General features: G+C 63.9%; 12 protein-coding genes. 6 read left to right on the top strand and 6 right to left on the bottom strand.

What is annotated here, in order from left to right; genetic code table 11:
* Positions 1-76: 76 nt before the first annotated feature.
* The 4 genes from JMY28_RS12750 to JMY28_RS12735 form a co-directional block, all read right to left on the bottom strand.
* Positions 77-1,645, bottom strand: coding sequence for a purine-cytosine permease family protein (locus JMY28_RS12750; RefSeq protein WP_201696281.1), 1,569 nt, complete (start codon positions 1,643-1,645; stop codon positions 77-79).
* 161 nt (positions 1,646-1,806) lie between these two features.
* Positions 1,807-2,736, bottom strand: coding sequence for a LysR family transcriptional regulator (locus JMY28_RS12745; RefSeq protein ID WP_201696280.1), 930 nt, complete (start codon positions 2,734-2,736; stop codon positions 1,807-1,809).
* A gap of 12 nt (positions 2,737-2,748) precedes the next feature.
* A complete protein-coding gene (locus JMY28_RS12740) occupies positions 2,749-4,185 on the bottom strand; it encodes an NAD(P)/FAD-dependent oxidoreductase (RefSeq protein ID WP_201696279.1) in 1,437 nt (478 codons plus the stop codon).
* 65 nt (positions 4,186-4,250) lie between these two features.
* Entirely contained in the window at positions 4,251-4,595 is a 345-nt protein-coding gene (locus JMY28_RS12735) for a cupin domain-containing protein (protein ID WP_201696278.1), read from the bottom strand.
* A 170-nt stretch (positions 4,596-4,765) separates the two neighbouring features.
* On the opposite strand from JMY28_RS12735, the gene JMY28_RS12730 reads away from it, so the two are divergent.
* The 6 genes from JMY28_RS12730 to JMY28_RS12705 all read left to right on the top strand — a co-directional run bounded on the left by JMY28_RS12730 (position 4,766) and on the right by JMY28_RS12705 (position 10,148).
* A complete protein-coding gene (locus JMY28_RS12730) occupies positions 4,766-5,596 on the top strand; it encodes a helix-turn-helix transcriptional regulator (RefSeq protein ID WP_201696277.1) in 831 nt (276 codons plus the stop codon).
* A gap of 138 nt (positions 5,597-5,734) precedes the next feature.
* The gene (gene speB, locus JMY28_RS12725; RefSeq protein ID WP_201696276.1) at positions 5,735-6,685 is read left to right on the top strand and encodes an agmatinase; all 951 of its coding nucleotides are present in this window, start codon (positions 5,735-5,737) and stop codon (positions 6,683-6,685) included.
* Between the two features lie 18 nt (positions 6,686-6,703).
* Entirely contained in the window at positions 6,704-8,197 is a 1,494-nt protein-coding gene (locus JMY28_RS12720; RefSeq protein WP_201696275.1) for an aldehyde dehydrogenase family protein, read from the top strand.
* Between the two features lie 137 nt (positions 8,198-8,334).
* Positions 8,335-8,733 (top strand): DUF2946 domain-containing protein, encoded by a 399-nt coding sequence (locus JMY28_RS12715; protein ID WP_268960633.1) that lies wholly within the window; start codon positions 8,335-8,337, stop codon positions 8,731-8,733.
* 133 nt (positions 8,734-8,866) lie between these two features.
* On the top strand, positions 8,867-9,757 hold the full coding sequence (locus JMY28_RS12710) for a hypothetical protein (RefSeq protein ID WP_201696368.1): 891 nt from the start codon (positions 8,867-8,869) through the stop codon (positions 9,755-9,757).
* Between the two features lie 28 nt (positions 9,758-9,785).
* Entirely contained in the window at positions 9,786-10,148 is a 363-nt protein-coding gene (locus JMY28_RS12705) for a copper resistance protein CopC (RefSeq protein WP_201696273.1), read from the top strand.
* Between the two features lie 96 nt (positions 10,149-10,244).
* On the opposite strand, the gene JMY28_RS12700 is transcribed toward JMY28_RS12705, so the two are convergent.
* Both JMY28_RS12700 and JMY28_RS12695 read right to left on the bottom strand, forming a co-directional pair.
* The gene (locus JMY28_RS12700; protein WP_201696272.1) at positions 10,245-10,469 is read right to left on the bottom strand and encodes a hypothetical protein; all 225 of its coding nucleotides are present in this window, start codon (positions 10,467-10,469) and stop codon (positions 10,245-10,247) included.
* A gap of 96 nt (positions 10,470-10,565) precedes the next feature.
* On the bottom strand, positions 10,566-11,558 hold the full coding sequence (locus JMY28_RS12695) for a LysR family transcriptional regulator (protein ID WP_201696271.1): 993 nt from the start codon (positions 11,556-11,558) through the stop codon (positions 10,566-10,568).
* Positions 11,559-11,664: the final 106 nt, after the last annotated feature.

The raw sequence follows: 11,664 nt of genomic DNA, 5'->3' as shown, positions 1-11,664 counted from the left end.
GCGCGGTGCGCAAAAGCCGTGATCTTACCCCGTCTGAGCGCAACGGCCACCGGCGTTGCGACCCGTGCTTATAGACTTATTCTGCATACTCGGGGCTGCGTTGCAGTTCACGCACCGCGTTAGCAGTCTGCTCTTCGCGCATGCGTGGCGCATGCACCGGCGTAACGGCTTGCCCGCGCGCGCCGCCGCGCACGAAGCGGCGCCCTTCCCGGCCATACACGGCATCCGGCTCGGGGAAGATCGTGAGCAGTACGACATAGATCATGCCGCCCACCGCCAGCGATACCGGTACGCTCAGATCGAGGCCACCCGCCAGCGATCCAAGCGGACCGACGAATTGCCCCGGCAGATTCACGAACGCAAGACCCAGGAACGCCGCCGGCAACCAGGCGCCCATCGCGCGCAGATTCCAGCCGTGCGTGAACCAGTAGTGCCCGCCGCGGCCGCCACGATTGAAGACCTGGAGATCGTCGGCAAGATAGTGACCGCGGCGCGTGATGAAGCCGATCACCATGATCGCCATCCACGGGCAGCTGAACGTGCAGATCAGCGTGGAGAACGTCGAGACGCTTTCCACGAGATTGAACGCGAAGCGGCCGACGAAGATGAAGCCGATAGCCAGCGTGCCGATCAGCATGGTCGCGCGCACGCGGTTCAGGAGCCTCGGGAACATGCTCGACATGTCGAGGCCGGTACCGTACAGCGCGGTCGTGCCCGTCGACATGCCGCCGATAATCGCAATGAGGCACGTAGGCAGCAGGAACCAGCGCGGCGATACGGCCAGCAGCCCACCCACATAATCGTTCGACGCGATATAGCTCGGCGCCTTCGTCGCGATGAGCGTGGCGGTGACGAGGCCGAAGAAGAACGGCACGAACGTGGCGATCTGCGCGGCGAATACAGCGCCCATCACGCGGCGGCGCGGCGTGTGCTGCGGAATGTAGCGCGCCCAGTCGCCGAGTGTCGAGGCGAACGACACCGGATTGCTCAACGCAACGAGCACGGCGCTCACGAACGCCACCCAGAAGCCCGCGCCGCCCTCGTGCAACGTGCCGGCGTAGCCCGGATCGAACGCGCCCGCGAACGCGAAGGCGCCCACCACGAACATGAGACTCGCGGCCCACACGGCAATCTTGTTCACCCACAGCATGAAGCGAAAGCCGTAGATGCACACCACCACCACGAGCACGGCGAACACCATGTAGGCCGTGCCGAGCGTCCAGGTGTTGACCGGCACGCCGACCATGTCGTGCGCGCCGCCGACGAGTGCATCGCCAGAACTCCATACGGCGAGCGCGAAGAACGCGATCGACGTAAGCAGCGCGAGGAACGAGCCCACGATCCGCCCATGTATGCCGAAGTGCGCACCCGACGAAACCGGATCGCTCGTGCCGTTGCGCGGACCAAACAGGCTCATGGGCGCGAGAATGCAGGTGCCGGCCAGCACGCCAAGCAAGATGGACCACACGCCTGCCTTGAACGAAAGGCCCACCAGCACCGGAAAACTGCCCAGTACCGATGTGGAGAAGGTATTGCAGCCGCCGAACAGCAGCCTGAAAAGATCGATGGGCCGCGCGTAGCGCGATGCATCGGGAATGCGTTCGAAACCGAATGTTTCGATCTGGGTAATGCTGTTGTCGCTCATTGTCTCACTCCTTGCCGCGCTGATCCGGTTGTTCATGCAAGCAACCGGTCAACGCACTATCAACGTCTCTCGCCCACTTTAATCGATCGCAGCGGGCTAATTATTCTGCATTCCATACGTTCACATCATGCGCAGCCAATGTATGGCGCGCGCCGCTTCTTTCATTCGACCAGCGATTCGGGCACGGCGGCTTGCTGCCCATAGACGCCCAGCAGATCGTCGCAGAACGCGCGCACGATGGGCTTTTCCGCGGCACTGCGCTTGACGGCCAGATGCATCGGCACGTCGAAGCCGAACGTCGCGCGCCCAAGCGCCCGGATGAGCCCGCGCTGCTCGAACGGCTCGGCGTGATGCGCGGGCAGATAGCCGATATGGCTGCCCGAGAGGATCAGGACCGTGGCCGCGTCGATGCTGTCGGCGATCGCCGTGACCTGGCGGTCGCCGATACCTGCAAGCTCCTCCGGTATCGGATAGCTGCGCCAGACCCAGTCGTGCTCGCGCAGATCGTCCACGTTGACGTGCGGCGCACTATGGAAAAGCGCATGCCCTCGCCCGCAGCACAGCACCTGGCGCTCGCTGAACAGTTCGGTGTAATCGAGACCCGCCACGCGATGCCAGAAATAACCGATCGCAATGTCGAGCTGGTTGTTGACGAGACTTTCTTCGAGTTCCTGGGGCGCCACGACCTTCATCGTGAAGCGCACGGCCTGGTCTCGTTTGCGAAATGCGCCGATCGCTTCCGCGAGCCGCGCATTCTCGACATGCGAAGCCTGCCCGATGAGACCAATGCCAAGCGTGCCGACGAGCTTGCGGTCGATATCGCGTACGCGCGCAACGAAATCGGTTGTGGCCGCAACGAGCGCGCGCGCCGAGGGCACGAAGCGTTCGCCCTTCGAGGTGAGGCGAAAGCCGCCGCGCCCGCGCTCGCAGAGCTTGAAGCCCACGCGGGCCTCGAGCGCCGAGAGCTGCGTGCTGATGGTGGATTGCCGCACGCCTAGCGTCGCTTCGGCCGCGGTGATGCCGCGCGCATCCACCACGGCGAGGAAGACGCGGATGAGCCGCAGGTCGAGATCGGAGGTATTGGAGAACATGGCGCTATACACTCACATCGGGAAGCCCATCGCCTTGATACCCTTGATCCACGCGCGCTTCCAGCCGCCTTCGGCGTCGGCGCCGTCGAATGCATGGAACGTGACCTTGGCGGCGAGCCAGCGCACCGGCTCTGGCGGGATATAAGTGGGACTCTGGTTGGCGATATCGAGCGCACGCTCGGGGCTGTTGCGATCGAACAGGATGTTCAGGCCCATGAAGGCGCCGAAGCGGCTCGCCGCTACGCCAAAGCCCGTGTAACCCGCCACGAAAACGGCCTTGTCGTTCAGATAGCGCTTCGCGAACACGGAGCCGCGCGAGCAGTAGTCGATCGGGCCGCCCCACGCATGCGAGAAACGCACGTCGGCAAGCTGCGGGAAGGTGCGGTAGAACGCCTGAGCGAGCCGATAGTAGGTCTCGGCCTTCTCGTCCTGCGGCGGGTTCGGGTCGCCGTCGAAGTGATAGCTCACAAGACCGCCGAAGATGATGTTGTTGTTCTTCGTGAGGCGGAAATAATTGAGTTGCGTGCGCGTGTCGTAAATGCCCTGGCGATTCTTCCAGCCGATACGCGCGAGTTGCTCGTCGGTGAGCGGTTCGGTGGCGAGCACATGATCGCGCACCTGCAGCACGCGCCGATTGATATCAGGAATGCCAACCTTCGCCGTGCCGCTGCCGAACACCACGCGCGGCGCGCGCACGCTGCCCTCGGGCGTCCTCACATACACGGTCTGGCCTTCGTCGATGACATCGATGAGCGGTGTGTGCTCGTAAAGCTTCACGCCGAGCGAAAGCGCCGCGCGCTTCAGACCCCACGCAAGCTTGGCCGGATGCACGATCCCGCTGCGATTGCGCGACCACAGTGCGCCCGCGAACAACGGCGAGTCCAGCTGTTCGCGCGTCGCTTCGCCATCGAGCAGAACGACATCGTGCCCGTAGCGTGTGTGAAGCTCGTAATCGCCTTGCAAATGCTCGATATGCTCGGGATCGACCGCGACGGTCATCTCGCCATTCCATTCGATGTCGGCGTCGATGCCGTAGCGCTTGAGCGTTTCCTCGAAGCCGTCGAGATTGTGATGGCCGAATGCTTCGAGCTGCGCAATGTCGTTGGGGAATACCCGTACGGCGTTGGGCAAGCCATGCATCACCGAAGTCGAGATGATGCCGCCCGCACGGCCCGAAGCACCGTGCGCGACCTTGCCCGCCTCGATCAGCACGACGTTCAGATGCGGCATCTGCTCCCTGGCCTGCACCGCGGCCCACAGCCCCGTGAATCCGCCGCCGACGATCAGCAGATCGGCCTCCACGTCGGCGGTGAGCCTGGGTTCGGTCGGCGGTTCGGCGGGGTTATCGAGCCAGTACGGAAAGAACCGCGTGCGCGAAAGCGCCTCTTGCACACTGAGCGTGAAGGGCGAGCGCGATTCGACTTCAATTTCTGCAGGGGTACTCATCATTGGCTTCACTGCATGGATCGGGGTAAACAAAGCCGCCTCGCGTGGGAGGCGGCTCGCCTGGGTCCTTAGGCCTGTTCGAGCACGACGTAGAACTTCTTCGCGTCCTCGAGGGTTTCCCAACGGCCCGCAAAGCCTGCGGGCAGGAGGTAACCCTGGCCCGCCGCGAATTCCTTGCGGCCACCGTTCGCGTCGGTCAGGGCGATCTTGCCTTCCACGAGCCACACCGCCTCGTCGGCGGTCGTGGCCGGAAAGTCCACCGCGCCGATTTTGCCTTCCCACCAGCCGATCACGTAGTTGTTATTCTTGCCGACGGTTGCGCGCCAGTCGCTTTCATCCATGCCGTATTCCAGCTTGGTGAATTCGCCGATGCCGGCGCCCAGCGGCACGATGTCCTGAATCAGTTTGCTCATTTGCCTGGCTTCCAGTTGATTGATTGAGTGACGCCAAAGTTACCGACTGGCGCGGCCGCGGTATGCCCCCCCTCAGGGGGGGCAAGCGGTGTTTTGCTGCCCGATTCGGGCATTTTTGGCGGCCTGGACCCTTCAGCTATAATCAATCAGCCATCACGAAGGGGCGCGCCATGCTGCTCAACGTACCCCCGCTCAACCGCGATCAACCGAACTTTCCGCTCTCGTTCAAGACCCTCGGCAACGTGATCGAGGCCGTCGGCACGCCCGATTTCGTGCCGCGCCTCACGCTGCTGGTGAACGAGGTCGTGCCCGTCAACGTCGTGCATATCGAGCGTTCGCGCGCGGACAGCACGATGCCAACGGGCTATCGCTGCGAATGGATCGGCAGTGGCGGGGTCGGAATGGATTCGGGTGCGATTTCGGACGTGATGACGCTCTATTACGACCGCTTCTACGAAAGCGATCCGCTTTTCGCCGGCATTCGCGGCAAGCTCGGCACGATGCTGGTCTTGCGCGACATCGGCGCGATACCGCCGGGCGAGTTCCGCCAGCGTCTCTTCGACGAGGCGCGCATTGCCCACGAGTGCGTCCTCGCACGCGGCACGCGCCACGCGCAGGACTCCATCGCCCTCGAACGCGGGTTGCGCGAACCGCCGTTTACGCTCGTGGAAATGAACCGTTTTCGCAACGTAAGCGAGTTTCTGTTTCCGCTGCTCGAACTGCACGCCTCCACGAGCGCCGCCCGGCTCATTGCCCATGCGGCGCCGTTCATGCATCCGCTCGCGCAGTTCGACGCGCGTATTGCGGCAGACAGCGTGCGTCTGTCCAAACGCGAATACGAAACCTGTGCGCACCTCATCACGGGCAAGACCGTGCCCGAAGCCGCGCAGATCCTGGGCGTCCAGGCCGCCACCGCCGAGTCGTATGTGAAGCGCGCCTTCGCGAAACTGGGCGTGCGTACCAAGCGCGAGCTGATCGCCTGGGGCCACGCCGCGGTTTAGCTGCCGCGTTTAACTGATTAAGGGCTTGCATACATCGACTTCCGTCGATGTAAACATCTCAACTTCAATATTTGGCCGCGCGGGATCTCCCCTACCATCGCCCGATCGATTTGACTCTAACGATCGGAGACACACCAGATGGAGCGCCAGTTCAACCAGCCGCAAGGCGGCAACGAGATGCCGCGGTTCGGCGGCATCGCCACCATGATGCGCCTGCCGCAGGCCGAGACCACAGAGGGCCTCGACGTCTGCTTCGTGGGTGTGCCGCTCGATATCGGCACCTCGAACCGCTCCGGCACGCGCTTCGGGCCGCGCCAGATCCGCTCCGAATCGGTGCTGCTGCGGCCGTACAACATGGCCACGCGCGCGGCGCCGTTCGATTCGCTGCAAGTGGCCGATATCGGTGACGTCGCAACGAACCCGTACGACCTGAAAGATTCGATTCGTCTGATCGAAGCCGCGTACGACCGCATCGTCGAGACCGGCTGCCGCCCGATCACGCTCGGCGGCGACCACACGATCGCATGGCCGATCCTGCGCGCGCTGCACAAGAAATACGGCAAGGTTGCCGTCGTTCATATCGACGCTCACGCCGACGTGAACGACACCATGTTCGGCGAAAAGATCGCGCACGGCACACCGTTTCGCCGCGCCGTTGAAGACGGCCTCCTGCAATGCGACAAGGTCACGCAAATCGGCCTGCGCGGCACGGGCTATCACGCAGAAGATTTCGACTGGTGCCGCAAGCAGGGCTTTACCGTCGTGCAGGCCGAGGCCTGCTGGAACCGCTCGCTTGCGCCGCTCATGGAAGAAGTGCGCGCACGCGTTGGCAACACGCCCGTGTACCTGAGCTTCGATATCGACGGACTCGATCCCGCCTTCGCGCCCGGCACCGGCACGCCCGAGGTGGGCGGGCTCACCATCCAGCAGGGCCTCGAGATCGTGCGCGGCATGAAGGGGCTCAACGTGGTGGGCGCCGATCTCGTCGAAGTCTCGCCGCCGTACGACCAGGCCGGCACGACCGCGCTCGTGGGCGCGAATCTCGCCTTCGAAATGCTTTGCATCATGCCCGGTGTGGCTTACCGCTAGGGCGCGAGGAGAAACATCATGGGTAGGAATACCGAACAACAGATCGACGGCGAGGCTTTTGTGCTGCCCGCCGCAATGATTGCGGGCGCAACCTTCTGCGCGGCAGAGAGCGAAGTGTGCTCGCGCATCTGCAACGCGGCCACGGGCGAAACAATCGGCTGGCAGGAGCACGCCACGGCCGAGATGGTCGATCGCGCGGTGCACGCCGCGCACGATGCGCTCATCGCCTGGCGCCACACGACGCCCGCCGCGCGCGGCAAGCTGCTGCGCAAGATCGCCGAGCTGCTGGAAGCCGACCGCGCACGCCTGTCCGCCATGCAGATGCAGGTGAGCGGCAAGCCGCCGTTCGAAGCGGACCTCGACGTGAGCGACGCCATCGCGACCTTCAGCTACTACGCGGGCCTGTGCGAAGACGCGTCGGTGTTCGCTGCCGAACCGGTCGCGCTACCGGACGATGCGCTATTGGCTGAGCGCATGCACGAACCGGTTGGCGTCGCGGCGCTGATCGTGCCGTGGAATTTTCCGATGGTCACGACCGCGTGGAAACTCGCGCCAGCGCTGGCCGCGGGCTGCACCGTCGTCATCAAGCCTTCGGAACTCACGTCGCCTACCGAGCACATGCTCGCCGCGATCGTGAGCGAAGCGGGCGTGCCCGACGGGGTCGTGAACGTGGTCAACGGCGGTGGCGAAGTCGGCGCATGGCTGACGACGCATCCGCTCGTCGACAAGATTTCGTTCACCGGCAGCACGGCGTCGGGCCGCAAGGTCATGCAGGCCGCCGCGCACGACATGAAACGCCTCACGCTCGAACTGGGCGGCAAGTCCGCGCTGATCGTGCGCGAAGACGCCGATGTGGTGCAAGCCGTCTCGCTCGCGGTGGGCGGCGCGTTTGCCAACGCAGGGCAGATGTGCTCGGCAACGGCGCGCATACTCGTGCACGACAATGTGTATCGCAAGTTCATGGCCGCATTCGAGACGGCGGTGCGAGCCGTTGTCGTCGTGCCGCCGCAGGGTGCCGAGGGTGCCGACGCGGCAATGGGACCGCTCATCAGCGCCGCGCAACACGCGCGCGTGGCAGCGCTCGTGGAGGCAGGCGTCGAAGCGGGCGCACAGATCGCGTTCACGGGCCAGCTCGATCCCGCGTGCGCCGACGGCTTCTTCATGGCGCCAGTCGTCATTGCGGAACCTGCGGCGGACAACATGCTGTGGACCGACGAGATCTTCGGCCCCGTGGCGTGCGTGAAATCATTCCGTTCGGATGACGAAGCGATTGCCCTCGCCAACGATACGCGTTACGGACTTGTCGCCACGGTCGTGACGAATGACGAAAAGGCCGCGCGACGATACAAGGTGCAGCTTCGCGCCGGGCTCGTCTGGGTCAATACCCCGCAACTGATCTTTCCGCAAGTGTGCTGGGGCGGCTTCGGCCTGAGCGGCATTGGCCGCGAGCTTGGCGTCGCGGGTTTGCGCAGCTACCAGGAATTGCGCCACACGGTCGGCATGCGCGCCTGATCGCTTCATACAGGCTTTATCACAGCCTCGCACGCCATGTGCGAGGCCGTGACGCTTTGACAGCAGGCGGCGCGCCGGGAGTTGCGGCTCGCGTGGCATAATTCACGCCATATTTCCGTCACGTTACGCGCTTCGCCGTGCACCGATTCCATCTCAGGCTGGGCAGTCTACTGGGGACGCTTGCGCTCCTCATGGCAACGCTCGCGCCTGTGGTTTCGCACCTGCTTGCCGCCCAGGCCATGCAAATGGCGCCAGGCACGGTGGAACGCGCGCCCTGCGGCATGCCGTCGATGGAGCGCCACGTTCACGGCGCGAGTGGCGCAGCGCTCACGCACGCGAAGAACACAACGCCGGGCGACATGCAAGACTGCGGCTATTGCAGCTTCTTCGCGCACCTGCCCGTCGTGTCCGGCGTACCCGTAGCACTGTTTGTCGTCGGCGAGCTCGTGCAAGCGCGCATCGAGGCGCGGTTCGAAAGCGTTCGCCTCGTCGCGCCCGCGAGCCACATCCACGCACGCGCCCCACCCCTGTCCTGACCGGATCGACCATGCCAACCCGGGACGACACGCCCACCGTGTCGCCTGGCCTGTACGCGCGCCGCCGTGCCTTGCGCGCGTGCGTAGCTCCTCGACAGGACACCTCATGTCTCACCAATTGCCGGCCAGCCGCATGGCGCTGGGCGTGCTTGCGCACATTCGCACGTTCAATCAGATCAGCCGCGTGATCGGCTGCGCGTTGCTGCTCGGACCGTGCGCGGCCCATGCGCACGCCATCGCGGGCGACCGCGTATTTCCCTCCACGCTTTCCGTCGACGACCCCGGCGTAGGCGACGAAGCCAACCTCGAATTCGGGCACCAGCGCGTGCCGGGCGACGCCGGCGACCAAAGCATCAACACCTTCAGCTTCGAGTACGACAAGCTCATCACGCCGCGGCTCGCCTTCTCCGTGGACGGCGGCTACGTCATGCAGAACAACCCGACCGCGCGCGGCTTCGACAACTTCGGCGTGGGCCTGAAGTACCTGCTCTACGTGAACGACGCGCATGAATTCATGACGTCGGTGGGCGTGGACGCCGAACTCGGCGGCACGGGCAGCCGTGCGATCGCCGACAACTTCTCGACGATCTCGCCCACGATCTTCGCCGGCAAGGGCATGGGCGACCTGCCCGACTCGCTTGCGTGGCTGCGGCCCATCGCCATCACCGGCGAAGCGGGCCCGTCGTTCACGACAGGCGGTGGCCAGCCGAATTCGTTCGACTACGGCTTCACGTTCCAGTACAGCCTGCCCTACCTGCAACAGCACGTCCACGACCTCGGCTTGCCGCAGCCGTTTTCCGACCTCATCCCCCTCGTCGAAGTGCCCCTCTCGCGCAGCCAGGGACAAACGACCGGGACCATCAACCCCGGCTTCATCTGGATGAACCGCTACGGCCAGCTCGGCATCGAAGCGCAGATACCGATCAACCGGGCGAGCGGCTCGCACGTCGGCATCCTGGCGCAGGTGCACATCTTCTTCGACGATGTCGCGCCGCGCACGATCGGCAAGCCGCTTTTCCAGTAAGCCCGCACATTCACACAGGAATACCACCATGAAACTCGCTACATTGCGCACGGCTGTCGCCACGGTCGCGCTGCTGGCCGCCCACCTCGCGTGGGCGCACGCTTATCCGAAGCATCAGGAACCGCCCGCGGGATCGACCGCGCCGGCCACGCTCGCCGCAGTCGTGATCGACTTCGACGACGGGCTCGAGCCCGCGTTCAGTTCCATCGACGTGACAGACGCGCAGGGCAAGTCCGTTATCCGCGAGAAAGCCAAGGTCGATGCGAACAACAGCAAGCGCATGTCGGTCGCGCTGAATGCGTTGACGCCTGGGAAGTATTCGGTGGTTTGGGTCGCGGTTGCGGCCGATGGGCATCGCACGAACGGACATTACTCGTTCGACGTGAAGTGAACGCGTAAAGATGAAATGAGGCCTTGCTGCGATTTCGTGCGATTTCGTGCGATTTCGCAGCAGGGCCCGTTCGTGATGTTTGGGCAGCTCGCCGACTTACTGTGGCATGGTTGCAGTAAAGGCTTCGGGCGAACCGTTCAAGGCGTCGTACAGTTCGCCAACGGGCAAGTCGCCGATTTCGTTATGGATATAGGCGGTAAACGCGCGATCGTAGAGCGCGCGCCCGGCGTCGGTTTCCATCGTCATGTCGAAGCCGTTGAGAACCAGACCGGCGATCTCGTCGGCTTCGAGCAGGATGTGTTCAGCTTTCTTTCGTTCCATGGTGGTGCTCCGGTACAGCAGGATCATGCAATTCTATGGGCAATGGCGCAGAAATGTTAACGAAAAAAACGGGGGCGATTCGAACGGCGGCCAGATTCAAGGTGAACGCGACGAGGTCGCAGCGCGCGCACGCCGCTGTCTGGGTACCCCTTTCCCACTGACTTGAATCACATCGCGCTCGAGCGCGGGCGGCAATTCCGCTTTCAACAATTCGACCCACGCGCGAGTCTTGGCTTCGAGAAACTTCCTCGAGGGCATCAGCACATACACGCCGACATCAGGCGAGCGCCACTGGGGCAGAACGTGCACGAGTTCCCCACTGCGTATGAGATCCACCGCCGCAAAGCCCGGCAGCAGCGCAATGCCCAGGCCGCTAGACGCCGCCTGCACGATTGCTTCGGGCTTGTCCGCGACCAGAGGGCCCTCAGGCTGCATCGAATGGGTCGTCTTTCCGTCGGTTAGCTCCCAATGCGGCGTGGTCGACGGATTCACGAGACGCAGGCAGGCATGCCCCGCGAGATCCCCTACGGTTCTCGGAGCGCCATGCCGCTTGAGGTAGCCGGGCGTCGCGCATAGCACGCCGTGGACCTCACCCAGCCGCTGCGCAACCAGACTCGAATCTGGCAGGCTGGGCGTGAGATACACGCTCACGTCCACACCTTCGGCCAACAGATTTGGTACGTACTGCGAAGCGCTATATTCCACGCTCACGGTTGGGTACTGCGCACAATATTTCGTCACGAGCGGCACCACGTAGCGATCGCCGAAGCTCGCCATGCACAGCAACCGCAGCCTCCCGGTCGGCTCCATGCGCGCACCGCTCGCCTCCCCTTCGGCTTCCGTCACCAGGTCGAGGATCGTGCGGCACTGGTTGGCGTAGCGCTCGCCCGCGCTCGTGACCGACATGCGCCGCGTCGTTCGCTGCAGCAGCTTCGTTTGCAAACGATTCTCCAGCTCCGATACGAGCCGCGAAACCTGCGCGGTCGTCAGCTCCATGTGCTCTGAGGCCGCCGTGAAACTCCCGGCATCCACCACGCGCACAAAGGCGGTCATCGCGTGCAGCAATCCGTAGTCGAGATTCTTGCGCATGACGTAATAAATTTTCAGATCAGACTGTATTTTTGCACGATAGCCAAGTAGTTAGGATCAGTGCGTACGTCGATGCACGACGTCTGGGCCCCGAGGCAACCGAAGG

The organism is Paraburkholderia hiiakae (assembly GCF_904848665.1).
Classification (GTDB): Bacteria; Pseudomonadota; Gammaproteobacteria; order Burkholderiales; family Burkholderiaceae; genus Paraburkholderia; species Paraburkholderia hiiakae.
This window is presented reverse-complemented; position numbering and strand designations above follow the sequence as displayed.

Bases quoted from the DNA above. Each gene is read 5' to 3' on its own strand.
- JMY28_RS12720 (WP_201696275.1), top strand. From the start codon at position 6,704: ATGGGTAGGAATACCGAACAACAGATCGACGGCGAGGCTTTTGTGCTG.
- JMY28_RS12745 (WP_201696280.1), bottom strand. From the start codon at position 2,736: ATGTTCTCCAATACCTCCGATCTCGACCTGCGGCTCATCCGCGTCTTC.
- JMY28_RS12735 (WP_201696278.1), bottom strand. From the start codon at position 4,595: ATGAGCAAACTGATTCAGGACATCGTGCCGCTGGGCGCCGGCATCGGC.
- speB (WP_201696276.1), top strand. From the start codon at position 5,735: ATGGAGCGCCAGTTCAACCAGCCGCAAGGCGGCAACGAGATGCCGCGG.
- JMY28_RS12695 (WP_201696271.1), bottom strand. From the start codon at position 11,558: ATGCGCAAGAATCTCGACTACGGATTGCTGCACGCGATGACCGCCTTT.
- JMY28_RS12705 (WP_201696273.1), top strand. From the start codon at position 9,786: ATGAAACTCGCTACATTGCGCACGGCTGTCGCCACGGTCGCGCTGCTG.
- JMY28_RS12710 (WP_201696368.1), top strand. From the start codon at position 8,867: ATGGCGCTGGGCGTGCTTGCGCACATTCGCACGTTCAATCAGATCAGC.
- JMY28_RS12750 (WP_201696281.1), bottom strand. From the start codon at position 1,645: ATGAGCGACAACAGCATTACCCAGATCGAAACATTCGGTTTCGAACGC.
- JMY28_RS12740 (WP_201696279.1), bottom strand. From the start codon at position 4,185: ATGATGAGTACCCCTGCAGAAATTGAAGTCGAATCGCGCTCGCCCTTC.
- JMY28_RS12700 (WP_201696272.1), bottom strand. From the start codon at position 10,469: ATGGAACGAAAGAAAGCTGAACACATCCTGCTCGAAGCCGACGAGATC.
- JMY28_RS12730 (WP_201696277.1), top strand. From the start codon at position 4,766: ATGCTGCTCAACGTACCCCCGCTCAACCGCGATCAACCGAACTTTCCG.